This is a genomic window from Candidatus Manganitrophaceae bacterium (assembly GCA_012960925.1).
In the GTDB taxonomy this organism is placed as follows: domain Bacteria; phylum Nitrospirota; class Nitrospiria; order SBBL01; family JAADHI01; genus DUAG01.
In genome coordinates, this window is sequence record DUAG01000057.1 from 41,001 (window position 1) to 66,138 (window position 25,138).

The window sequence follows — 25,138 nt, forward strand, 5'->3', positions numbered from 1 at the left end:
CAGCGTCGCGCCCGCAGTCACCGGATAGACGTCCCCACCGGTCCGACCTATACCGGCACGGTCGAGAAAATCTGCCGGCAAGACGTCGTGCTTGGCAGCGGCCGCTTTAACGTACCTAAAATAGTTCGCTTTCATATTCTGATAGGCCGCGAGATTACGACTCAGAGGTTTAGTAGCATCGACACGCCTGGCCTCACTCGTGCTGAAAAGCGACCGAGCAGCGCCCTGTCTTGCTGGTAACACGTCGCGATCAGTTGCGTTAAGATCTAGCAGGCGATCGAAGGTCGTCGCGTTGATACCGGTCTCAGCTTCACCGTCCTGACCAAAGGCCGACGAACCGTTTAACTCGAGGTGCTGACCATCGAGGAACCTGGGGAGCGTCAGAGTTTTTCCGGTCACATTAATCGACTGATTAGCAGTATCAATATCCCAGATCGGGCCCTCGGTCGCAAATGGCGATTCGGGCACTTTTAATGTCAATAGAACTCCGTTCATCAGTTCCACACACGGCGAGGTAGGGCATGTCTTAGGCGGCGCAAAACCCAGAGCCGCCTGATCCGCAGCCTCAGCCGCAACAATCGCCTCAGCCGCAGCCAGAGCATCAGCCCGAACGCCAGCCCGAGCCTCATCCTGATTCGCCTGAAACGCATCCTGAGCTGCCTGAAACGCATCCTGAGCTGCCTGAAACGCATCCTGAGCCGCCAGAGCCACAGCCTGAGGCCCCTGAGCCAACAGAGCATCAGTCTGAACCGCAGCCTGAGCCACCAGAGCATCAGCCTGAGCCGCCAGAGCCGCAGCCTGAACCGCAGCCTGAGCCAACAGAGCATCAGCCTGAGCCGCCAGAGCCTCCTGAGCCACCTGAGCCTGAGCCGCCACCAGAACCGCATCCTGAGCCGCCTCAGCCACAGCCAGAGCCACAGGATCACCCGCCAGATCCGCCAGAGCATCAGCCTGAGCCGCAACCTGAGCCAACAGAACCGGATCCTGAGCCGCCTCAGCCGCCAGAACCGCCAGAGCCGCATCCTGAGCCGCCAGAGCCGCAGCCTGAGCCGCAGGCTGAGTCAACAGAGCCGCAGCCAGAGCCGCAGCCTGATCCGCCTCAATCTGAGCCAACAGAACCTCAGCATTTTCCGCCCGAATCCCAGCCTGAGCCGCCAGAGTCGCCAGAGCATCATCCTCAGGCGCCAGAGCCGCCAGAGCATCAGCCTGAGCCGCAGCCTGAGCCGTCTGAGCCTCATCCAGAGCCGCCAGAGCCGCAGTCTGAGCCAAATTCTGAGCCTCCAAAGTCGCAGCCTGAGTCGCAGCCTGAATCGCCAGAGCCTGAGCATCCAGAGCCCTCTGAGCCTCATCCAGAGCCGTCTGAACCGCAGTCTGAGCCAAACCCTGAGCCGCCAGAGCTAGATTCTGAGCTGCCTGAGCCTCAGCCAACAGAACCGGATCCTGAACCGCCAGAGCCTCATCCTCAATCGCCGCAGCCTGAGCCGCCTGAGCCGCCTGAGCCACAGCCTGAGCCGAAGCCTGAACCGCCTGAGCCGAAGCCTGAACCGCCTGAGCCGAAGCCTGAACCGCCAGAGCCTCAGCCTGAGCCGCAGCCTCAGCCAACTGAGCCGAAGCCAGATCCGCCAGAGCCGCAGCCTGAGCCACAGCCTGAGCCGAAGCCTGAGCCGCCAGAGCCGAAGTCTGAGCCGCCTGAGCCGCATCCTGAGCCGCAGCCTGAATCGCCAGAGCCGCAGCCCGATCCGCAGTCTGAGCCGTCCCTTCCAGAGCCAACAGAGCCACAGCCTGAGCCGCCTGAGCCTCAGCCTGAGCCGCCTGAGCCTCAGCCAGAGGCTCAGCCTGAACCTCAATCACAGCCAACAGAGCCTCATCCTGAACCGCCAGAGCCACAGCCTGAACCTCAGCCTCAACCGCCGCAGCCGCAGCCGCAGCCTCAGCCTCAACCGCCAGAGCCGCAGCCAGAACCTCAGCCTGAATCGCCACAGCCTGATCCGCAGCCTCAACCGCCGCAGCCGTAGCCGCAAGCTCAGCCTCAACCGCCGCAGCCGCAGCCACAAGCTGAGCCACCTGAGCCACAGCCTGAGCCTCAGCCTGAGCCGCCTCGGCCGCAGCCAGAGCCGCAGTCTGAGGATCCCCATCCAGAAACGCCTGAGCCTCCTGAGCCGCCAGAATCGCCGCAGCCTCAGCCGCCTGAGCCTCAACCAGAGGCTCAGCCTGAAACTCAATCAGAGCTGCCAGAGCCTCATTCTGAACCGCCAGAGCCGCAGCCGCAGCCTCAGCCTCAACCGCCGCAGCCGCAGCCGCAGCCGCAGCCTCAGCCTCAACCGCCGCAGCCGCAGCCTCAGCCTCAACCGCCGCAGCCGCAGCCTGATTCGCCGCATCCTGAGCCACCAGAGCCGCCTGAGCCGTATCCTGAGCCACCAGAGCCGCAGCCGCAGCCGCATCCTGAACCGCCTGAGCCGCAGCCTGATCCGCCAGAACCTCAGCCGCAGCCGCCAGAGCCTCAGCCTCAACCTCAGCCTCAGCCAACAGAGCCTCAGCCGCAGCCGCCAGAGTCCCAGCCACAACCGCCTGAGCCTCAGCCTCAACCGCCGCAGCCGCAGCCTGAACCGCCAGAGCCTCAGCATCCTGAGCCTCAGTCTGAACCACAGCCTGAGCCACCAGAGCCTCAGCCTGAGCCGCCTCAGCCGCCGCCAGATCCGCAGTCTGAAGATCCCCATCCAGAAACGCCTGAGCCTCCTGAGCCGCCAGAATCGCCGCAGCCTCAGCCGCCTGAGCCTCAGCCAGAGGCTCAGCCTGAAACTCAATCAGAGCTGCCAGAGCCTCATTCTGAACCGCCTGAGCCGCAGCCGCAGCCTCAGCCACAACCGCCTGAGCCTCAGCCTCAACCGCCAGAGCCTCAGCCTGAGCCTCAGCCTGAGCCGCCGTAGCCTCAGCCGTCACCGCAGCCTGAGCCGCAGCCAACTCAGCCTGGGCCGCCTCAGCCGAAGCCTGAGCCGCCTGATCCGCAGCCGCCAGAGCCGTAACCTCAGCCGCCAGAGCCTCAACCTGAGCCGCCTGAGCCGCAGCCAGAGCCGTAGTCTGAAACTCCCCAGCCTGAGCCGCCTCAACCGCCTCAACCGCCAGAATCGCCGCAGCCTCAGCCGCCAGAGCCTCAACCAGAGGCTCAGCCTGAGCCTCAATCAGAGCCGCCAGAGCCTCATCCTGAACCGCCAGAGCCTCAGCCTCAGCCTCAGCCTGAGCCGCCACAAGCTCCGCCTGAACCGCCAGAGCCTCAGCCTCAGCCTCAGCCTGAGCCGTTAGAGCCTCAGCCGTCACCGCAGCCTGAGCCGCCTCAGCCGCAGCCCCTAGAGCCGCAGCCTGAGCCGCCTGAGCCGAAGCCTGAGCCGCCTGATCCGCAGCCTGAACCGCCTGAACCTCAGCCTGATCCGCCAGAGCCTCAGCCTCAGCTGTCAGATCCTCAGCCTGATTGACCGGAGTGGGCTGTCCAAAGGCCGAAATTATGGGAAACCCAGTGACCGCAAGAATTGCGACAAGAACGAGAACTCTACGCATTATACATACCTTAGTAACATATACGTTCTTGGCTGTCATTTTTTCTTTTGTTATCATGTCTAAGTCCTCCTTACGTGCTGACTAGAGATAAAAAGGTCCAATCAAATACGTGGCTATCTTTGTGCACGTATTTGATTTTGTATCGCCTTTACCCTTCTGGTGATCTGGTTACACTCCAACTTTCTAAAACTCGCTTTTAGATCTCTTTGAAGCTCTATTTCCTTTAATCGACTCTTCCCTTTCCAACATATCTCCTTTCGTGGTCCTAAACTTTTTTTTAGAACGACGGGAATCTCCTCATTCTGGCGAGCTCCTATATCTTGAGAATTTTCGATGCCCGGAGCCGAAGATCCTCCCTCACCGCAACCGGCGATGGCACCTATTAAGATGAGAATGAACACTCCGATTGGTATTTTATGTTTGAGTTTAGACTTACGCAAAATTTTCATTTCTCCCCCGTAATAAAATCCGGTTAATTGAAACCCTTTTTTTGGATGTATCCTCGAAAAGAAGCAATTATCTCTATGTGGGATGCAATCACCATGCCATAGAGATAGAAGTGGGGATGTCATCATAACTAATTAAAATATAAGGTATTATTGTAATCAATGGAGGGGGGGTCGAAAAGAACGATAATAAGACAGGTGATTTACCCATTGTGAAGGGGCAAATGACGATGTTAAATGGAGGAGTAGACGACAAATGGATTACGGGCAGAAACTACAATATGGGGGTGTAAGGGTTTGTTCAGTTGACATCATCCTCAATGCATCTTAAAATCTGCTTATGAAAAATATTTGTCATATCCTGATCGTCGTTGCCTTCCTTTTCTTTTCCGGTAACCTTCAGGCCTCAAAGATCAAAACCGCAGACAAGGACTTACCACAAGGGATGGTCATCATTCCAGCAGGCCCTTTCTGGATGGGGATCGATGAACTTCCTCCGGATACCCCGTGGGGCCAGAAAGATTCTAAACCGAAACACGAGGTCTCACTTCCCACTTTCTACATCGACCAGCATGAAGTCACCCATGGTGCTTATCAAAAGTTTGAACCGGAAATGAAAATACCGGATCGCACGCCAGACATCCCGATGACCCACGTCACCTGGCATGATGCCGACCGCTACTGTCATTCACTTGGGAAACGTCTTCCGACGGAGGCCGAATGGGAAAAGGCCGCGCGGGGGACCGATGGGCGCGCCTATCCATGGGGAAATAAGTTTGAACTTAAATTGGCAAATACGGGAGCAGCACCGATGCCGGTCGGCTCTTTTCCAAAAGATAAAAGCCCCTACGGCGTTTTCGATATGGCTGGGAATGTCTCAGAATGGACCGACACCTGGTATCGGGCTTACCCGGGGAATACCTTTCCGTCAGAAGATTACGGAATTTTCCAGAAGGTGGTACGCGGTGGTTCTTTTAATGTTAATCGGCACTTCGCTGATGATATGTTTGCTCAGGTCACTTTTCGAAACTACAACCGGCCCCACATCGCAGGTCCGGACAACGGCTTCCGCTGCGCTCAGTCACTTTTGAACTAATTTTCCTGTCTCCGCTCACCAGCACACACTTCGCAGGGACAGATCTCCTTCAGATAATCAAAAGCATAAATTCCCGTGGTATGACCATCATTCCAATCGATCGAGACGGCATAATGCCCGACTGCCTCTATTTCTATCGACATAATGTTGTCCGGTATGTTTTCCGCCGAGATGATCTTTTCACCACTCCATTCATGAACGCATGAGGCACAGCGACAGGCTTCGCGGAGGGCCGCATTCGTATAAGTCGCCTGGTGGCCATCGCTCCAGGCCACACGAATCCCTGTTGTACCAATTTTTTCTATCTCAGTTGGGGTTACGTCTTTTGGAATCATGATGGACTTAATCCTTACTTCTGAAGGACCTTCTCGATGGCCTCACCGATCAGGGCAGGATTCTTGACCACCGTCACACCCGCGGATTCAAGCGCGGCCATCTTATCTAACGCCGTTCCTTTTCCTCCCGAGATGATGGCCCCGGCATGTCCCATCCTTCGGCCCGGAGGAGCCGTGATCCCGGCGATAAAGGAAACGACCGGCTTGTTGACTTCTTTCTTAATGTATTCCGCCGCCAGTTCCTCTGCATCTCCGCCGATTTCACCGATGAGAACAATCGCCTCGGTCTCTTCATCTTTCTCAAACATTTCTAGCACATCCACAAAATGAGTCCCGTTGACCGGATCGCCTCCGATTCCGATACAGGTGGACTGACCCAGGCCACGCTCCGTCAATTGCCAGACCGCTTCATAAGTCAAGGTCCCGCTCCGGGAGACCACACCGACAGAACCCTTTTTATGGATAAATCCGGGCATAATCCCGATCTTGCACTCTCCCGGAGTAATCACCCCGGGGCAATTCGGTCCAATCAAACGAACCGGCTTGTCTGCGAGGAACTGCTTGACCTTCATCATGTCGAGTACAGGAATGCCTTCAGTGATCGCGATAATAAGTCGCATCCCGGCATGGGCTGATTCCATAATGGCATCCGCGGCAAAAGGCGGCGGGACAAAAATGAGGGCGACATCTGCTCCGGTCTGATGGATCGCCTCCTCCACCGTGTTATAGACAGGAATCCCCTCAAAATCGGCTCCCCCTTTTCCCGGGGTGACACCCGCGACAACTTGTGTTCCATAAGACTTACAGTCTGCGGCGTGGAACGAACCTTCTTTTCCAGTAATCCCTTGGACCAGAACACGTGTATTTTTGTCAACCAAGATACTCATTCTCGCTCCTTTTTAATCATTAGTAACTATTCAGCTTGGATGAATAGTTACTTCACTGCTGCAACAATTTTCTGCGCCCCATCCCATAATGTATCCGCAACAATCAGGTTGAGGCCCGACTCGCTCAGCATTTCCTTCGCTTCTTTGGCGTGCGTTCCCTCTAGTCGGACAACCAATGGCACATTGAGAGAGATCTCTTTGGCCGCATTAATGATTCCCCCCGCGATCCGCTCGCAACGAACAATCCCTCCGAAGATACTCACAAAGACCCCTTTCACATTCGGATCGGACAACAGAATCTGAAACGCCTGTTTGACGGTTTCTTCCGACGCGCCGCCTCCTACATCCAGAAAATTCGCCGGTGAACCGCCCGCCAATTGAATCACATCCATCGTGGACATCGCCAACCCCGCACCATTCACCATACAAGCTATCTGTCCATCCAGCTTGATATAGTTCAGACCATGCTCTGTCGCCCTTGTCTCGAGAGGATCTTCTTCATCCAGATCCCGAAGCTTGCGGATATCTTCATTTTTAAAAAGGGTTGTGTCATCAAAGTTAACCTTCGCGTCTATGGCGATCAGGGTATTCTGCTGGGTAATAATAAGGGGGTTGACTTCAATTTGTGTGGCGCCCTTTTCAATAAAGAAGCGATAAAGATTGCCCAGAAGCGCCGCCCATTGCCCGATGACCTCTTTTGGAAGGGCCAGCTTGAATGCGACAGACCTTCCCTGGTAAGCTTGATATCCAAAAACCGGATCAATAGAAAGCTTTACGAGCTTTTCAGGGGATTCTTCCGCCACTTTCTCAATATCCACACCACCTTCGGTGCTGGCAATCAGGACGACCGTTCCCGTTCCCCGATCGGCAACCCAACTCACATAAAGCTCTTTCGCGATATCAACCCCTTCTTCGACCAAAAGTTTCTTAACCTCTTTTCCTTGAGGACCCGTCTGGTGCGTAACCAGTATTTTGCCCAGGAGTTCTTTGGCTATCTCTGCAACATTCTCTTTTTTCTTCGCCAGTTTCACACCCCCGGCCTTTCCCCGTCCACCGGCATGAATCTGCGCTTTCACAACACAGATGGGGGTATCAAGACTTTCAGCAATGGAAACAGCCTCCTTCGCCGAAAAAGCAACCCCTCCCTTTGGAACAGGAACCTTGTACTGAGCAAAAAGTGCCTTTGCCTGATATTCATGGATATTCATAATTCAGATTTCTCCCTGATAGTCTGGATGACCGATCTGACTCCCGGTCCCCTGCATTATTTCACGCATACCAAAATAAGATTTCTTATTTTAATCCTTATTAACATAATCCGGAAAAAGAATCGGCGACACGATCTGCGGCACAACACCCGCACTTTTTTGTTCTTTTTGATATTCTTCCAGGTGGCGGAGGGTCAATTTTCGAAACTCGGTCTCCGATGCCCTCAGTGATGCGGCTCGGCCCGCACGTTTTCCATAGACAATAATATCAAGGAGGGAGTTCCCCATCAGTCGGTTTCGTCCGTGAATTCCGCCAGAGGCTTCTCCGGCGACAAAAAGTCCCTTCAAGGTCGACTCCCCATCGACATTGATCTTGATGCCGCCATTCTGGTAATGGAGCGTCGGATAAACGAGGACAGGGTCTTTTGAGATGTCGATTTTATAACGACTGTATTGCCGGTCCATGTTCGGGAACCGGTCTTTCAGTGTACCTTCCCCATTCAGGAGGTCAACCAAAGGCATATCAAGCCAGACCCCACGTCGGCCGGATGAGGTCTCGACGCCCCGCCCTTCCTGACATTCTCGGATCACGGCCGAGGCGACCGCATCTCGTGTTTCCATTTCGTTCACGAAGCGTTCTCCGTTCGAATTCACCAGTTGGGCACCCACCGACCGGATCGCCTCCGTCACGAGTATCCCGGCCATCGCCTCAGGATAGACGGCACCCGTCGGGTGATACTGGAAAGTATCCTGAAGGGTCAGCGCGGCTCCAGCCCGGTACGCAATCGGAAGACCATCGGCCGTTGCCCCATAGTGATTACTGGTTGGAAAGCCTTGAATATGCAGGCGGCCCATGCCTCCTGTAGACAGAATGACTGTCTTCGCTTGAACGGTCAGATACTTGTTGTTGTCCAGATTTTTCAGGATCGCCCCGGTGCAGATTCCTTCTCCATCAGTCAAAAGCTCAACGACCGGCGAAAATTCCAGCACCTCTATTTCCTCATCAAGAACGGCGTCCTTCAAAACCCGCATCAGTTCGAGTCCGGTATAATCCTTACACCGAAGTAATCTTGCCCGGCTGCTTCCCCCTCCAGGCCGCAGACTCAAATTACCATCTTCTTCACGATCGAACAGGACACCAATATCGAGCAACCATTTTGCGACCGAAGGCCCGGATTCCACAAGCGTCTTCAAGAGGGTTCGATCATTCTCCATGTGTCCGCCACGCAGCGAGTCCATAAAATGCTGTATAGGAGAATCATCAGGCGATATGGCAACCTGCATCCCTCCTTCGGCCATCACAGTATTGGAATCCCCCAGGCGGAGCTTTGTCGCCATGAGAACGCTTGCTCCAGCTTCTTTTACACTTAAGGCCGCCGTCGCCCCGGCCCCGCCGCCTCCAATGATCAAGACATCGACCTGACGCGCTGCCGACAGAGAGATGGACTCCGACGCGATGCTGCTTTCTCCCTCCAGAAGCTTTACAACTTCTAGAACGGTCTTTTCCCCTCGATTCGGTCCAATTCGAATTTCCCCGTAGGCTTCTTTTTTATAGTCCGGGTGGTACTGGTGTACGAGATGATGCTTCTCCTCCTCGGAAAGGAGGGGCCACTTTATATCTTTCCGAGACGCGCGAAGCGCCTGGACACGGTTCTTTGACTCTTCTATCTTATCCATTCCCAATTTTTCCATGAGCATGTAGATGACATCATGATGACATCACGCGTTCCCATTCTTCCTTGTATCTTCCCGTGTTGATCTCGTCAATTCGGACGTAGAGTTGTTCAGTCGACCCAGGATGTGCTGCGACGGAAAGACGCCGGGCTAAAATCCCGACCCGATGTGGCCGGATACGCGCATCACAGACCATTGAACACAGTCCGCACATCACGCAGGAGGTAAATCTTTCCGCCACCGCAGAAATTTCACCATTAATCGCGGCACGCACACCCCCCATCACATCAATTCCCTGAGGACAGATGGTGGTACAGGCCTGGCAGGCAACACAGCGTTTTGTCTCCGGATAAAAATGAAGAAGTTTCTTTTCGTCCGGCACTTCTGCTGAAAGCGGGGTAATCGCCTTTTTAGACGCATCCGGCGGAAGGAAGGTGAATGACATCGAATCTTCCACCATCGTCTGGCAGGCCAAGGCTGTTCGACTTTCACCCTGGCTGGGAGAGCGCATCGTAATCGTACAGGCCCCGCAGACACCATTCAGGCATCCGATCCCCCGGATCATCGGGTGACCAAGATGCCACATGGCCTGAATCACCGTAATGCCTTCCGGGACATAATGTGGGGCCCCGTCAAACTCAATCGTAATAGACCGACTCATCATCCCCCCGCGGGGGGAAGGAGTTTTTCCCATTCCGATTCAAACTTGCCTTTTCTAATCTCCTCGATCCGCGTTAAGAGCTGGGGAGGACGTTCATTGAAAAAAATCCCCTGGGATCGGCGAACATAAAGACCCACCTGATTGGGGGCGATATCTGCAATACAAACCGGGACGCAGAGGCTGCACATGACACAGGGAAGGAAATGCTCTGAACACTTATCAAACCTTCCCAGGGCCGCTTCCCAGACAGCGGTCCGAACATCAATCCCTTTGGGGCAGGCCTCTGTACATGCGTCGCAGTTCCGGCAGAGGGCCGCTTCGGGATAAAATCGGAAGAGATCCTGCTTCGGATCTTTAACCTTATCGAAATCGTAGGGGATCTTCCGATTTGGGTAATAGGTATAGACCAGAGAAAAAGACATCCCATCTTCAACCTCAGTCTGACAGGCCAGGCAGGTCTTGATCTTGATATCGCCTTCTGTCCGGTAAGTCGTCGAACACGCCCCGCAGATCCCGCCCAGGCAACCCGCTCCGCGAAGCAACTCATAACCGGTATGCCACATCGCCTGCAGCATCGTCAATCCGGCGGGAATCTCATAAACCTTCCCCATAATCTCGACTTTAATCAAGCGATTCGTCTCACTCTTGACAGGAAGAGGGGTCATCTCTTTGCCTCACAATACGGACATCTTTCTCCGGAAAGATCGCCACTCAAAAAATACTGCAACACTTTATGTTTAATCTTACTTTGCCAACGCATTGAGTGCGGAACCCGCCTTAAACCACCCGACTTGATCAACAGTCATACTGTGATCTGCCTGAATGGAGACCTCTTCTCCGCCCGATTTATGAATAATGAGTTCGACCGGCTTTCCAGGGACCAACTCCGACAAACCGACCACGCTCACCTTGTCTTTTTCTCCAATTTTATCCCAGTCATCAGGATTTACAAAGGTTAAGGGCAAGACCCCTTGTTTTTTCAGGTTCGTCTCATGAATACGCGCAAAACTTTTCGTAATCACCGCCTGAACCCCGAGAAAACGCGGAGACATCGCAGCATGTTCACGAGAACTTCCTTCACCGTAATTTTCATCACCGACAACGATCATCCCGATACCCTTTGCCTTATACCGTCTTGCCACCGCTGAAGGCGTCAGATTACCCTCTCCGGAAAAAATATCGTTGGCCTTCCCCGCTTCAGAGGTAAAGACATTGTTTGCGCCAAGGAACATATTGTCACTAATCTGATCAAGATGTCCTCGATATCTCAGCCAGGGACCTGCCGGAGAAATATGATCTGTCGTACATTTTCCCTTCACCTTGAGGAGGAGCGACAGCCTTGAAAGATCCTGCCCGTCCCACTTTGGAAAGGGTTTTAGCAATTGCAATCGCTTACTACTGGCGGATATCTCAACTTTTACTTCATCTCCGTTGTCTACAGGAGCAATGTATCCTCCCTCCGCATTTGCAAAACCGCTGGGAGGAAGCTCCTCCCCATGGGGCGGTTCAAACCGAATTTCCGTCCCATCGGATGTCCTCAGGGTATCGGTTAAGGGATTAAAGTGAAGATCGCCGGAAAAGGCCATCGCCGTCACAATCTCAGGACTGCTCAAAAAAGAAAGTGTTTCAGGGTTGGCGTCGTTCCGGCCAGGGAAATTACGGTTGTATGAGCTGATGATGGAGTTGGCTTCGCCTTTTTGAACATCTTCGCGTTTCCATTGCCCGATGCAGGGACCACAGGCATTCGCAAGGACTGTTCCGCCCATTTTCTCAAAGGTTTCCAGGAAACCATCTCGCTTTATCGTTTCGTAGACCCGTACAGAACCCGGGGTGACAAGGAATTGCACCTTTGCCTTCAGCCCGGCCTTCAAACCCTGTTGTGCGATATGTGCAGAGCGGGAGATATCTTCATAGGAAGAGTTGGTACAGCTCCCGATCAGCGCAGCTTTCACCTCTTGTGGGTAGTTTTTTTCTTTGGCCTCTGATGCCAACTTCGATATTGTACGCGCAAGATCAGGACTATGCGGCCCGACCACATAGGGTTCTAATTCGGAGAGATTGATCTCGACCACTTGGTCAAAATAGTCTTCCGGTGAAGCCAAAACCTCTGGATCAGCCCTTAAAAGTTCAGAATGTTCGTCGGCCAGCGCCGCAATGTCAGCGCGTTCCGTCAACTTTAAATAGGCCGCCATCTTGGCATCATAGGGAAAGACTGAGGTGGTTGCCCCTAATTCCGCTCCCATGTTGGTAATGGTTCCTTTGCCCGTGGCACTGATTGTCTCGGTCCCCGGACCAAAATACTCGACAATCTTGTTCGTTCCCCCCTTTGTCGTCAAGAGTCCCAAAAGGTGGAGAATCACATCCTTGGGCGCCGTCCAGCCATTAAGTGATCCGGTCAGGCAGACACCAAGAAGCTTGGGATGAAGAACCTCCCAGGGTAGACCGGCCATGACCTCACCTGCATCCGCCCCCCCCACACCAATGGCAAGCATTCCCAACCCGCCACCGTTCGGGGTATGCGAATCGGTTCCAATGATCAAACCGCCAGGAAAGGCATAGTTTTCGAGAACAACCTGATGAATGATTCCGGCCCCTGGTTTCCAAAACCCAATTCCGTATTTCTTCGCTGCGGAACCGAGAAAATCATAAACCTCCCGGTTCTCATTGATGGCAATTTCGATATCTTCCTTGGCGCCGCTCTGGGCACGAATCAGATGGTCGCAATGAATAGAACTTGGGACCGCGACCCGTTTCTTGTCTGCTTGGATAAACTGCAGCATTGCCATCTGGGCCGTCGCATCCTGCATCGCCACCCGGTCCGGTCGCAGAAGGAGCTGTGCCTTTCCTCGCTCCCAGTCTTGATTTTCAAAATTATCCGCGTGGGACACCAGTATTTTCTCCGCCAGAGTCAGCGGACGTCCAAACTTCTTTCGGGCCTGAACAAGGCGTTCCGGCATGGATTGATAAAGCTTCTTAATTGATTCGATAGACATGACTCCCCCCCCCCCTGCTATTTCAACCATTCATTTTACACAGAATCAAGCGGTGGAACTTCTCTCCTTTTTGTGGTCACATAGTTCGCGAGATATTTAAAGAGACGCACCAGACGGCTTCCCTGACGTTTCTGATCCACCCAGTGACCGATCAAACCGATCGTCCTGGAGAGGATGAAGAACCCGTTCAAAGAATCAACCGGAAAGCTGATATCAACCAGAATCGCGGCCATTGCCCCATCCACATTTAAAATCAAGGTTCCCTTTTTTGCCGTTGTGATCTTTTCGACCGAAAGTGCAAAATCAAGATGCGGGGTCGGGATGCCTTGTGACTTTACAAAAGAAACTAACTCCTTCACCCGCTTGTCTGGATTAGAGACACTCTTGACGCGATGGCCAATCCCCGGAACCGGTCCAACATTCTTCTTCATATGGGTCAGAAAGTCTTCAGGGGTCATCTTGTGTTCAACACCGTACTTAAACCAGGTTCCCGCACCGGTTACCGCCCCGCCAAAGCGAGGACCGATCATAATCAAGCCGGCCGCGACCGCTTGCGCCATCTGGATGCCGGCACTTGCCGCAATAATCGTCACCAGGGCTCCGGAGACACAGGGACCATGGTCCGCCGAGAGCATAACAATCCTTTTAATAATCTCGGCTTCCACCGGACTCACCAGGCGCTTATCCCACAACAATCCAATCACATGCGGGATCTGATACCCCTTGTTGATCAACTCCGACGCAGGATAACCCACATATTGCGGTTCCTCTCCCCGGTCATCACAAATCGTCGATTTCAAAAGGGGCTCGGCGAAGACCTCACCCGACTTCACCGCCTCTTCCAGCGGTTTTGGAAGGCTCGGGATATTTTTCATGTCCTCATCGGCAAGCGCTTTTATCGACCCATCTTTCAAAAGTTCTTCATAAGTCTTCTTTATGACAGGACCAAGACCTCCAAAGGTATCCGGCACAATCACCCCGGCCTTGGACAGGGCCTCCGCCTTGGAACGGGCGGAGCCTTCACCATGCTTCCCTTCCTTGGCGCCGGCGTGGCCGAACTTCATCCCCTTCGGGAGCTTTTCCTGACAGTAACCGGACACAACTGATATCAGCTTGATTCGGCGTTTTTTCTCGCCATACCAGGCCGCGGCCCGCTCTTCAAGGTCCCCTCCCATCTCTCCGACCATTACAACAGCCTTCGTCTGAGGATCATTTTCAAACATTTCGAGGTAGGTCACATAGTCCGACCCCGGATACGTATCCCCCCCGATGCCGATCGCGGTTGTGACTCCATCGGCAAACTGGCTGCAAATCCACATGATCTCATTGGAAAGGCCACCCGACTTGGTCACAACACCAAATGAACCCGCTCTGTGAAGTTGACAAAGAATAAGATTATCGTATGACCCGCCAACCACACCCAGACGGGATTCCCCCGCGGAAATGATCCCGATGGATGAAGGACCATTGAAGGTCTTTCCCAGTTTTTTTGCCTTAAGGCTCAGCAATTTCGCGTCCTTCTCAGGAACACCCTCGGTAATCATGGAGACCACCTTGATATTCGGGTCCAAGAGCGCCTCCATCGTCCCCTTGTAGGCACGATTCGGACCGATGTACACAAGCGAGGTGTTAATCTCTGGGAAGCTGCGGGTTGCATCAGCAACGGTTTTAAAAACAGGGACAGAAACTAACTCGCTCCCAAACGTAATTTCTACGGTCTTTCCGGCATCGGGTGGAAAGACAAAAGCCAGGACATTCAAGGGTTTACAGATAAGATGACAAAACTCCGCCATGCGGCGCGCCGCATTCACGGCGGCGGGTCCCCCCTGAATCACCACACGGGTATCTTTGTTTGCAACAATACTCATTTTCCAACTCCTTTAGTGGCATAATCAACAATGTCGGTCAAGGGCGTATAGCGGTCATAGACATGAATATCAAACCCTTCCTTCTCAAGCGCTTTCATTGAGGCAAGACCTTCTTTTTCAAAAGGACCACCGCGACGCACCCATATCTGGACACCGTCCATTTTTCCTTCCGACTTGGCCTTACGGAAACCATTAATAATCCCTCCGAAGGTCTTCTTTACATTCGTAAAGTTGGCGATCGCCCCGCCCACAATAATTCGCTTGATCCCTTTCAGAGAACAAACCTTTTCAGTCAATGCCTCTACGGCCCAATCAGGAGGATCGCCGGAATACTCAGCATAGTTGGCCAGTGTTCCTCCCATGGCAAGGACCGCGTCTGAATAATAAACCGAAGCCCCGCCTCCTGCCGGCAAAAGGGCGGTATCACCCCCCGGAATTTCGATGAATTTGACCGAACCTTTAATGCGCGTGTCGATCTCGAGGATCGCCTTCTCCGCATCAGAATAAGGGCGGCCAAATTCAGACGCAAAGCTGAAGTTCCAATCCGGATGCCGAAAACGGGCATCCGCATCTACCATCGTCACCGCATCCAGGGCCATCAATTCCCCATCCCCATCGCGCCGAACCAGGGGATTGATTTCGAGATAAGTTCCATCCTCCTGGTCATAGCACTGGAAGAGTTTGATCGCAAACTCAGCGACATTTTGCTCAAGTCCCCCTTCAAAACCCGCCTCTTTCGCTAATGTAACCAACTGGTCTTTTGTCGGATCGGTCCCCAGCGGAATGGATGTCTTTTTAACCTTCTCCCAGTTGGACTCCACCTCGATCCCGCCCATACTCGCCAGAAGGATCTCGGCTCCGTCACGGGTTGATTGAACGGCCAGATAAAATTCCTCATTATGATCAATCATCTCCGAGATAATAACTTGAGAAATAGTGATGCCCGAAATCTCTTTGCCCAGCATCTCCGAGGCCGCCTTTTCCGCACCATCTAGGTCGATCCCCACCTTGACCAGACCCAACTTCATTCGGGAGCCGATCGCTTCATGCGCTTTTGTGACGAGCTTTGATTCTCTCAACCAGGGATTGGCTTGCGCAAGACGTTCAAGCTGCTCTGCCTCTGTAATCACCACATAGTGAGGAACCGCCATCCCCCACTTTGAGAGAAGCCCCATTCCCGGACCCTCCAAAACCTTTGCCATAACCTTACCTCCAATAATTAATTTGAGTCAAGTCACTATTGTTTTCAATATGTTATGATTATGAGAACAAAAAAAAGGGGGGATAGCTCACCTACGCCCCCCTCAAAGACCAATCTTTCATCCTTCACACAAAGAAGGCCCGTAAGAATCCCAGGATAATAGGCAAAAATCCCACTTCTTGTCAATAATTTTTTTACCTCAAAGGTCTGCAATTAAAGGCCTGGGACAGGTTCATTCCGATTAAAAACCTACGGTAAAATTGCAAATCTCGCCGTTGTTCGATACTCTACAGAAACTAAGCACGGCCCTCGAAATATAGTAACCATACAATAACCTTTCAAGACCATGACCCATGGGTTTACTCGCCAAAGGATGCTGGAATACTTTATGACACGCTACACGTATCGTTTCTTCGCCGGACTATTGATCCTTGTGGTCGCCACTTCGGCACAGGCGCATCCTCATCCAATACAGGAGTCACAAAACCCATTCGATAAAGAGATCCTGGAACATCTTAATCTTACTTACGTCACCTTACTTGGCGGCGTGGATTTGGACAACAATCTTAAAGTCGATGGTATCTACTACGAGGCAGAATTCAATATCAACTATGTCTGGTGGAAAAGCGCGACCAGTAAACAGAGTCCGCACCATCTTCAATTACATCTGCCGGTCAGATTGCAGATCAGGCAGTTCACCTCCACATCGTCGCCGGTAAGGACCCCGAGTTACAATCCGGGACTGCGTGTTTTCTATTGGAACAAAAGCTGGGCGAAAGAAATGGGTCGATTCAGTTATCTTTCTCTTGGCGTTCACCACTACTCCAACGGACAGCAAGGACCCCACTTCAACCCCGATGGCAGCACCAACACCGAAACCGGTAGCTTTTCAAGCGAATACATAGAACTTGCGGCCCACCACAAGAACGACCTTTGGTTTGCCACTCACTGGCGCATCGCCTACCGGTCCTTTCTCACAGGAGGGACCTGGGAACCGGAACAGGACGATCAATATCCTGACAAGGAACTCTTCTTATCCGCCCACTCGAACCCCTTTTTAAAACAATGGACACCCACCTTGCTTCGGCTTGGCCTCGGATATAAGATGGGTCGTGATTTTGTAGTAAAAAATCCGGTGGACGGGAGTCAAAATGTCAAGACTACTTTTGGAGACAACATCCAGATCAAGTTCGAGGTGCTAATGGCGGCACGTCACTTTAAATGGAAAGATATTCGTTGGTATATGAGATATGACTACGGATACGACTATTACAATATCAACTATCAAAAAAAAATGAACCGGATTCAGTTCGGTCTGGTGGGCTATTCTATTGATGGAAAGGCTGGAGAATAAGACCCGCTTATTTTACCTCAGACTTCAGATATAAAACCCTTCCCGCCGATCTCGCAATATATCATTAAACCGGTTCAAGCGCTTGTTCCGTGCGCGTTTCGGGTCTATTGAGACGACACAAGCCTCCTCCTTTTTATCAGAGGCACGGAAAATGATTTTCCCGCCTGGGTCAACCACTTCACTTCTCCCGATATAGGTGAGTGACTCTTTTGAGCGAAACTCGACCCCAACACGATTGGCCGTGACCGCATAGACGTTGTTTTCCAAAGAACGGGTTACCATCGCGTCAGGACAATACGGCAGGACCAGGTTTGCCGGGTGGCAGATGATATCGGAACCGAGCAAGGCCAGGGTCCGCATCGACTCAGGAAAAATCCAGTCAAAACAGATCATCATTCCGATCCGGGCTTTTAAGGTCCCTCCCTTATCACTTTTGTATCCCACAGGGTAAACCGAAAAGGGAAGATTTCCTGGAGTAAACCATTGTTTTTCTTCGTAGAAGAGGTGAATTTTCCGGTAAACTCCAATGAGACCTTTGGGTCCAACGAGGACAGAGGCGTTATACAAGTCCCTGCCGCTCCGTTCTACAAGCCCCGCAACAATCGTTGTTTTTCGCTCTTTTGCGATCGCAATAAGACGCTGTGTCGTGGGTCCTCCGGGAACTGCTTCGGAGAGCTCTGCAACCTCTTTTTTTGAGACAAATTGATAACCGGTATTGAACAGCTCCGGCAAGACCCATAAATCGGACTTTTTTCTTAAAATGAAGCCGATGGCCTTTTCAAGGTTCTTTTCAACCTCGCCGAAGCGGCAATCCATTTGCACAAAACCGAGCTTCATTTCTCCCCCTGGATAAAATGCAGAAAGGTATCATGGAACGAGTCGGCTTTCGCCTTCTCTTTTAAGGACTCGGGCCTTCCCTCACCAACCACAATTCCTCCCTTAAGAATCATGACATGATGACAGAGGCGGTGGATATACTCCATCAGGTGACTGGAGATGAGAATCGTTGCCCCTGCACGGTTTGATTCGGCAATGATTCCGGCCAATAACTCCATCGTCGCAACGTCCAGCCCGTTAAAAGGTTCATCCAAAACCAGGAGAGACGGCTTACCCAGAAAAGCCGATGAAAGGGCGATCTTCTTTTTCATGCCATAAGAGAGATCACTCAACAATGATTTTCTCTTTTCTGAAAGCCCAAAAATTTCAAGCCAGTGATCCACCTCTTTGCTAATCTCTGAGATCTCCTTGATCTCGGCGATATAGGTCAGCAATTCCTCCGCCGTCAACCTCGGATAAAGCATCGGCGATTCCGGGAGGTAGCCGATGTATTTTTTAACCGCCTCAGGCTCCTTTTTAATTCGCTTTCCACCAATCTCGATGATCCCCTTGTCCGGAGGGAGGAGACCGACAATCATCTTCATCAGTGTCGACTTTCCAGCCCCGTTGTTTCCAATAATCCCCCAAATTTCACCATCTACCTTCAGGTCAAGGGGGGCCAAGGCCTTAAACGTTCCATAGTTCTTCGTAATTCCTGATAAATGGATCAACATGTTTCAGCCAAACTCCTCATTTTCGAGCCGGAATGCCGCGGCACCCCGAAAATAATTTAAGACGGGAAAGACAAGCACAAAGAGTGCGGGATGAAAGGCCCCTATAAAGAGCGTTGCCAAAACAGTCAGGAAGCAAGCAATGATGATATGAAGTGCCGGTTTCTGATCGCCTTCACAAATGGTTCCACCGGTCAGTGCGGCCACGGCAATTCCGAGAAGAAGAAGCGTGACCAAGAGGCCAAGACTCTCCTGAGCCGAAGTCGGCCCGACCCATATTTCAATCCCCCAGATGATCCACGGGATCGGGAGTGAAATCAGAATAGAGTAGACCACCTTTGCCCGCCAAACCCGCTCCTGAGGGATAGGCAGGACAAAATCAGATGCGCGAAACGGTCGCTGTAATGCAAAAAGCGGAGATGCCGTTGTGGCCATCAGAAAGACGGCTACCGCACAAATCGCAACAGGAGAGAGGTCTCCCCGGACCGCGGTCGCCAGACAACATCCTCCTGCCAAGGCAAAGTTTCTCCAGAAAGCGGGCACAAAGTTACGGAAGCTCAGGACCAGATCGCGCCATACCTGTGAGCCAACTGCCTTCGGAAGAATGCGGACCAGGCCGCGAGAGAATGACGGGATGAGATTCGACAGGATCTTCCCCTCCTGACCCCGGCTGAACGATTGCTCAAAACGGCCGACATCGCGATATCGCCATTTTCCAAAACCCCAATATCCCATCAAAACCAGTATCGGGGTTATAAAATCACCCCAAAAACCAATCACATCGATCGGGAAGGTCCAGAAAAAATAGGACAGAATAAGCAGGAAACACAAGAGTTCAAGGCGGTTTGGAGATCTCAAATGAATCCAAGTCAGGGTAAAACCGATCTCGATCCCAGGGAAGAAAAGCCAGATCATCAAGGCCCAGGGGACCAGGTCGTCCTTCCCAAAAAATATTAGAAGGAAGGTGACCACGACAAAAAAGGAGAAGTCCCGAACCAGCTGCTCCACATAAAAGACCTGGTAGCGCGTATCAAACCGGATGGGAAGAAGATCATCTATGGTGAGCCGCCGCTCTGTGGGGTAAAAGCGTCTCGCAAGCGGAAGAAAGTTAAAGAATACCTTCAGGAAAAGCATCATAATAGACAGTCGAAGAACAGTTTCTTCTGATAAATTAACGGCCTGGACCGCACCAATCCCTGCACCAAAATCTTTAAAAATACGCTTACCCAGTAAGACGACCGATCCGACCATAACCGGACCCAGAATGAAGTAGGTCGCCCACTCTTCAGCCAGAATTCGAAGCAAGACCCGTAGTTTTGTCTTTAAAATAAGAATAAACATGCTTAGCCCATCTTCACATTCTTTTGACGCTTAAACATCGATACAATCTCAGAAACCGTTGTGGCCTCTTTCTCGGACTTGTCCGACCGGATAAAGCCTTGCACCCTCGGGAAACGGAGGGCATAACCGATTCCCGACGCACCCCGTCCCGCGGTATGGCTGGGAGAGCGCGTAATCTCATCTGCAGTAACCGTAACAATATATTTCGGCAAAACCCAAACATCCGGGGTCATTTCGGAATCAATGTCTGCAGGACACTTCGGGGAGCGGATTTGATCCAGGAGGTCCTTAAGTTGGATCAGTTCTTCCTCTGAAAACCCTGTCCCGACCTTCGAGATGGTCTTGAAGCGATCAGAGGCCTTGTCGTAAACGGCACTTAAGATGGTTCCAATCCCGAAATTCGCCCGCTTCCCCTTTCCCGCATAATAGCCAATAATACAGAGATCCACCGAGTCGGAGAGTTCTCCTTTGTAGCTTCGCTTCAGCTTGATCCAGTTAAAGTTCCGGGATCCGGCCGCGTAGGGACCCTCCAGGCGTTTGACCACAATGCCTTCCAGACCCTGCTCGACCGCCTCATCAAAAAAATGTGTCACCTCCTCCGGGTCTCCAGTCTCCACTGCCCTGGAAACCTCTATGACATCATTTTTTTTGATGAGTTGCAGAAGCTTGCTCCGGCGTTCATGGTAGGGACGCCCCGTGTAATCCACGCCCGCATAATACAAAAGGTCAAAAACAAAAAAGCGCAGGGGCACTTTTTTGGCAAACTCTGAGATCCCATGCTTTCTTTTCCGCTGAATTGTCACCTGAAAGGGAGAAAGATCACCCGTCAGCTCGTCATAGGCAAGGGCCTCTCCTTCCAGGATAACTTCTTCATTCTGGAATAATTGACGCATAGCCGCTTCAATCTCTGGAAACATGGGCGTCGTCCGCTCCTGGTTCCTTGAAAAAATGGCAAAATCATCTTTCCCCTGATGGACCTGGCATCTGAAACCATCATATTTAGCCTCGACCGAACAACGTCCTATCTTTTCTATAATCTCCTCCGAGGAGGAAAGGCGTTCACAGAGGGCCGGTCGAATCGGATATCCGAGCCTCACAGAAATATCCCGAACCCCTTTCTCTCCCGACTGAAAAAAAGTTCTGGCGACCAGACCCAGATCGGAAGTAATGTGATAGGCCCGGTCAAGGAAGGAACGATATGCCCGATCTCCCTTTGAAAGGGCCAATGCCTCCAGAACGGTTGCATCCCCCGAACCCAAGCGGAGCTTTCCGGCCAGAAACCTTGTAATATATTTTGCTTCTACTGAAGATGCCGCTCCAAGAAGTGTAGCGACGGCATGAATCTTCTGATCGACACTCCCCTCTCCGTGCACTGATGCGATATCGTGAACCTTCTGATAGACTTCCTCGACCGAAATTTCCTTTCCTTCATTTTTGAAATATTTTTCTGAGACCTTTCCCAGATCTCCAAGAACTCTAAATTCCTGAGAAACCTCATTCAGATCTACACCCGCCTCTTCTGAAATGGCACGAAGGAGATACTTCTCGGACATCCCAATATTGACACCATGAAAAGGGGGCAAGAGCTCTCCCTGTGTCATGTAGATGATCTTGTCAATTTCCGACACACCCGACAGTTGAAAAAGCTCCGCCAGGAGGTCAAACATCTCCAGGCGCTTCCGGGTGGCCTCTAGCTTTTCAAAATAACCAACAAGGGTTGAGAATTTCATAGGGGAGCCCGTGCTTGGATCAGAATTTTTACAAGGGGTTATCATACCACAGACTTTAGTGAGAAAGGAGACAAGGCACCTGAATCCTCATCCACTTGGAAACTGACCAATATTCTGTTAAAATCTAGGGATGATTGAGACTTTTTGATCAAACGGAGCACAGCAGTATGAATTTAAGATCAACCACTTTCCTGTTCACGTTTCTCCTTCTTGTTTTTAGCCCAATCCGAGGGTGGACCGGGGAAATTGGTGAATTAATTGTTCTTGAAGATTTTTCTGAAATTGGCGAAAATGGTCTTCCCATCGGGTGGAAAGCCAACAGGGAAAATCCAGAACCGACCGAGATTTACGAGTTCAAAAAAAAGGGTGACCTTTCCTTTCTACATGCCAACGGACGGCCGAACCGGATCTTTAAAAAGATAAAATGGAACCCGAATGAATATCCATTTATTTCCTGGAAATGGCGGATGATCAAGGTTCCGAACAACCCGCAAAAAGAAAAAAATGCGACCCTCTATGTCTCCCTGGGAAAGGATATTATCGGTATTCCAAAGATCACGAAATATGCCTGGAGCAGTATCAAGGCCGTCGGTTCGGAAATTTCCGGAGGTTTTTTTCGCCCGACAGTGATCATCCTGGAAAGCGGAGCCGCTAAGGAGGGAGAATGGATCACGGAAACCATTAACGTCCTGAAAGATCACGAACGCCTTCATAATGAAACCCCGCCAGACGAGGCTTACGGCATTGGGATCATGACCACATTAGAAGCTGAGTTCGCCTATATTATTGCCCATAAATAACCCTCGCATACCTTGTTTCCCGTCCTCCGGGAACAAATTAAAAAAGAGACTTATAATGAATGTTGCCTATTTTGACTGTTTCTCAGGGATCAGCGGTGACATGATCTTGGGGGCACTTGTAGACGCTGGCGTCAAGATCGGAGACCTTCAGGATACGGTTGACAAATTAGACCTGCCCGGATGCACCTTGAAGAAGCGCCGTGTTCGCCGTGTCGGACTGGCCGGCACCAAGATTGACGTCCTCAACCCGAAAAAGCTTAGCCCCTTTCAAACCTTTTCCCAGATCGAGCAGCATCTCCTGAAAAGCCGACTCTCCAAGGCGATGCAGAAGGGAGCACTTGAGATTTTCAGACGTCTGGCACAGGCAGAGGCCTCTGCTCACGGAAAGCGCAGTGCAAACACCCGTCTTCATGAGGTGGGCGATATCGATACCCTAGTCGATGTTGTCGGCGCCCTTACCGGGCTCTCCCTTCTCAGGGTTGATCAGGTCTATGCCTCTGCCATCCATGTGGGTACGGGGATCAAAAAAACCTCAGGACATACCTTCCCCCTCCCCGCTCCCGCGACGGCATACCTCTTAAAGGGTATCCCGGTCTATGCCACGGGCATTGCGGGCGAATTGACCACACCGACGGGGGCAGCCATTATCACGACCCTTGCTTCCGGATTTGTTCCCCTCCCCCTGATGACGGTCAAAAAGATCGGCGTCGGCGCCGGAAGCCACTATTATGAACATCCGAACCTCTTACGTCTCTTCGTCGGGAGTCGGGAAGAGGTCTTTGACAAAGACGAAGTGGTCCGGATTGAAACCAATATCGATGACATGAATCCCCAGATTTATGAGCATGTTTTCGAAACGCTTTTTGAAGCCGGTGCGCTCGATGTTTTCCTCACACCGATTATCATGAAAAAGGGACGACCGGCAATACTAATCACCGTCCTCTCTCCATCCGCGCAATCTGATAAGATGGTTAAGATCCTTTTTGACGAAACGACCACGCTTGGGGTTCGTATTGAAAAGGTCGCCCGAAAAACGCTCAGGAGAGAAATAAAAAAAGAAAATACACGGCATGGACCTGTTCATATCAAGACCGCATTCAGGAATGGGAAAGCAGCCCGCCGTCGTCCTGAATTCAGAGAGGCAAAACGCCTTGCCGTAAAAAAAGGGCGACCTCTCCGATCCATACTGGAGGAGATCAACCGGGATCTACAGTAATCGTCCTTTTTAACCGCAAATCATTAAGGAAACTGCCATACACATGATGACGCACCTTCTCTGGCTTCTCTTCGGACTTGTGCTTCTAACGATTGGGGCGGATGTCCTGGTCTCCGGCGCTTCTAACCTTGCAAGACGCTTCGGGGTCAGCCCTCTGGTCGTCGGTTTGACCATCGTCGCCTTGGGGACCTCTGCCCCGGAAATGGCCGTGGGGATATTCGCCAGCTTGGGCGGCCAAAGTGACGTCGCCGTTGGAAATGTCGTTGGAAGCAATATCAGCAATATCTGCCTTGCCCTCGGACTGGCGTCGCTTATACGCCCTTTGAAGGTGCAGTTGCGCCTTGTCCGTTTTGAAGTCCCCCTTCTGATCGCCTTAAGTGCAGGCCTCTTCATCTTTGGTTTTATCGGAGAGATATCCAGGTGGAATGGAATATTTCTCTTTACCGGACTGCTTGTATACATCCTCTTACTCTATCGCTGGTCCAAAGGGGAAGGCCCCGAGGTTGCGGCAGAATACTCCAAAGGCGGGAAAAAACAGGAGGGGCTTCTGCTGAATACCGGAAAACTCATCATCGGATTTGTTTTTTTGCTTGTTGGTGCAGATTTTTTGGTGGATGGAGGGGTTGGGCTGGCACGAATCGCCGGGATTTCAGAATTGGTTATCGGCTTGACCGTCATTGCCATTGGAACATCCTTGCCGGAAATGGCCACATCGATACTCGCCGTTTGGCGCAATAAAGATGATATTGCAATCGGGAATGTCCTCGGGAGCAACATCTTCAACCTTCTCGGCGTCCTCGGGGTGTCCTCTATCGCGCAACCTCTCCCGATGCGGTCCGATCTTCTTGTACGGGATCTCCCCCTTATGGGTGGCCTAACACTCCTTCTTTTCCCTCTCCTTCGGACCGGTTTTGTCTTGAGGCGATCGGAGGGTCTCCTCCTTCTCAGCATCTATACAGCCTATATCTGGGTCCTCTTCATGCTCTAATAGTCCTACGCTGAAAGAGCCAGTTTTCTGTATTGAGAGGAATTGACTCAGCCTGAAAACCTGTGTAATAATGAAAATCGATTCAGGGGTGCCGTCCTAGCTGAGAGTTCCGGAACTTCGGAACAACCCTATGAACCTGATCTGGTTAATACCAGCGAAGGGAGACCGGTTTGAGCTTGCAAGCCGTACCTTCGGGTACGGCTTTTTAATGGAACCTGATTGATGGGAAAGGAGCGGACTA

19 protein-coding genes, 2 pseudogenes and 1 riboswitch are annotated in these 25,138 nt (G+C 52.0%); of the genes and pseudogenes, 5 read left to right on the top strand and 16 right to left on the bottom strand.

The window, feature by feature from the left end:
• Positions 1-1,462: 1,462 nt before the first annotated feature.
• The 3 genes and pseudogenes from EYQ01_09375 to EYQ01_09385 all read right to left on the bottom strand — a co-directional run bounded on the left by EYQ01_09375 (position 1,463) and on the right by EYQ01_09385 (position 4,001).
• Positions 1,463-1,696 (bottom strand): annotated as a pseudogene (locus EYQ01_09375) (hypothetical protein).
• A gap of 585 nt (positions 1,697-2,281) precedes the next feature.
• A pseudogene (locus EYQ01_09380) lies at positions 2,282-2,356 on the bottom strand (peptidylprolyl isomerase).
• A gap of 1,309 nt (positions 2,357-3,665) precedes the next feature.
• Positions 3,666-4,001 carry a hypothetical protein gene (locus tag EYQ01_09385; protein HIE65998.1) on the bottom strand — a complete coding sequence of 112 codons (336 nt, stop codon included), beginning with the start codon at positions 3,999-4,001 and terminating at the stop codon, positions 3,666-3,668.
• Between the two features lie 337 nt (positions 4,002-4,338).
• Between EYQ01_09385 and EYQ01_09390 the strand changes: the two genes are divergently transcribed.
• Positions 4,339-5,094: a hypothetical protein gene (locus tag EYQ01_09390; protein HIE65999.1), complete on the top strand. Its 756-nt coding sequence runs from the start codon at positions 4,339-4,341 to the stop codon at positions 5,092-5,094.
• Here the strand turns inward: EYQ01_09390 and EYQ01_09395 are convergent.
• From EYQ01_09395 to EYQ01_09435, 9 genes are all read right to left on the bottom strand, one after another.
• Positions 5,091-5,429, bottom strand: coding sequence for a DUF971 domain-containing protein (locus tag EYQ01_09395; protein ID HIE66000.1), 339 nt, complete (start codon positions 5,427-5,429; stop codon positions 5,091-5,093). The two genes, EYQ01_09390 and EYQ01_09395, sit on opposite strands and share 4 nt — an antisense overlap.
• Positions 5,430-5,443: 14 nt before the next feature.
• Positions 5,444-6,316, bottom strand: a complete 873-nt coding sequence (gene sucD, locus EYQ01_09400) for a succinate--CoA ligase subunit alpha (GenBank protein ID HIE66001.1) — start codon at positions 6,314-6,316, stop codon at positions 5,444-5,446.
• Between the two features lie 47 nt (positions 6,317-6,363).
• Positions 6,364-7,524 carry an ADP-forming succinate--CoA ligase subunit beta gene (gene sucC / locus EYQ01_09405; protein ID HIE66002.1) on the bottom strand — a complete coding sequence of 387 codons (1,161 nt, stop codon included), beginning with the start codon at positions 7,522-7,524 and terminating at the stop codon, positions 6,364-6,366.
• Between the two features lie 90 nt (positions 7,525-7,614).
• A complete protein-coding gene (locus tag EYQ01_09410; GenBank protein HIE66003.1) occupies positions 7,615-9,222 on the bottom strand; it encodes an FAD-binding protein in 1,608 nt (535 codons plus the stop codon).
• Between the two features lie 10 nt (positions 9,223-9,232).
• Positions 9,233-9,892: a 4Fe-4S ferredoxin gene (locus EYQ01_09415; GenBank protein ID HIE66004.1), complete on the bottom strand. Its 660-nt coding sequence runs from the start codon at positions 9,890-9,892 to the stop codon at positions 9,233-9,235.
• Positions 9,859-10,524: a 4Fe-4S ferredoxin gene (locus EYQ01_09420; protein ID HIE66005.1), complete on the bottom strand. Its 666-nt coding sequence runs from the start codon at positions 10,522-10,524 to the stop codon at positions 9,859-9,861. The genes EYQ01_09415 and EYQ01_09420 overlap by 34 nt, the downstream gene beginning before the upstream one ends.
• A gap of 78 nt (positions 10,525-10,602) precedes the next feature.
• Positions 10,603-12,852, bottom strand: coding sequence for an aconitate hydratase (locus EYQ01_09425; GenBank protein ID HIE66006.1), 2,250 nt, complete (start codon positions 12,850-12,852; stop codon positions 10,603-10,605).
• A gap of 35 nt (positions 12,853-12,887) precedes the next feature.
• Positions 12,888-14,720: an ATP citrate lyase gene (locus EYQ01_09430; GenBank protein HIE66007.1), complete on the bottom strand. Its 1,833-nt coding sequence runs from the start codon at positions 14,718-14,720 to the stop codon at positions 12,888-12,890.
• Positions 14,717-15,922 (bottom strand): ATP citrate lyase, encoded by a 1,206-nt coding sequence (locus EYQ01_09435; GenBank protein HIE66008.1) that lies wholly within the window; start codon positions 15,920-15,922, stop codon positions 14,717-14,719. Before EYQ01_09435 ends, EYQ01_09430 begins: the two co-directional genes overlap by 4 nt.
• A gap of 345 nt (positions 15,923-16,267) precedes the next feature.
• Here EYQ01_09435 and EYQ01_09440 point away from each other — a divergent pair, with 345 nt between their 5' ends.
• Positions 16,268-17,275, top strand: a complete 1,008-nt coding sequence (locus EYQ01_09440) for a hypothetical protein (GenBank protein HIE66009.1) — start codon at positions 16,268-16,270, stop codon at positions 17,273-17,275.
• Between the two features lie 24 nt (positions 17,276-17,299).
• Here the strand turns inward: EYQ01_09440 and EYQ01_09445 are convergent, their stop codons facing one another.
• From EYQ01_09445 to EYQ01_09460, 4 genes are read right to left on the bottom strand one after another with little or no spacing between them, the layout of a single operon-like run.
• Positions 17,300-18,112 (bottom strand): acyltransferase, encoded by an 813-nt coding sequence (locus tag EYQ01_09445; protein ID HIE66010.1) that lies wholly within the window; start codon positions 18,110-18,112, stop codon positions 17,300-17,302.
• Positions 18,109-18,825, bottom strand: a complete 717-nt coding sequence (locus tag EYQ01_09450; protein HIE66011.1) for an ABC transporter ATP-binding protein — start codon at positions 18,823-18,825, stop codon at positions 18,109-18,111. Before EYQ01_09450 ends, EYQ01_09445 begins: the two co-directional genes overlap by 4 nt.
• Before the next feature lie 3 nt (positions 18,826-18,828).
• Entirely contained in the window at positions 18,829-20,163 is a 1,335-nt protein-coding gene (locus tag EYQ01_09455) for a hypothetical protein (protein HIE66012.1), read from the bottom strand.
• A 2-nt stretch (positions 20,164-20,165) separates the two neighbouring features.
• Entirely contained in the window at positions 20,166-21,893 is a 1,728-nt protein-coding gene (locus EYQ01_09460) for an ATP-dependent DNA ligase (GenBank protein HIE66013.1), read from the bottom strand.
• Between the two features lie 167 nt (positions 21,894-22,060).
• Here EYQ01_09460 and EYQ01_09465 point away from each other — a divergent pair, with 167 nt between their 5' ends.
• From EYQ01_09465 to EYQ01_09475, 3 genes are read left to right on the top strand one after another with little or no spacing between them, the layout of a single operon-like run.
• Positions 22,061-22,693 carry a DUF3047 domain-containing protein gene (locus EYQ01_09465; protein ID HIE66014.1) on the top strand — a complete coding sequence of 211 codons (633 nt, stop codon included), beginning with the start codon at positions 22,061-22,063 and terminating at the stop codon, positions 22,691-22,693.
• A 55-nt stretch (positions 22,694-22,748) separates the two neighbouring features.
• Complete coding sequence (larC, locus tag EYQ01_09470) at positions 22,749-23,909, top strand: nickel pincer cofactor biosynthesis protein LarC (GenBank protein HIE66015.1); 1,161 nt, start codon at positions 22,749-22,751, stop codon at positions 23,907-23,909.
• Positions 23,910-23,952: 43 nt separating this feature from the next.
• Positions 23,953-24,897, top strand: coding sequence for a calcium/sodium antiporter (locus tag EYQ01_09475; protein ID HIE66016.1), 945 nt, complete (start codon positions 23,953-23,955; stop codon positions 24,895-24,897).
• A gap of 74 nt (positions 24,898-24,971) precedes the next feature.
• A riboswitch (TPP riboswitch) is annotated at positions 24,972-25,076 on the top strand.
• Positions 25,077-25,138: the final 62 nt, after the last annotated feature.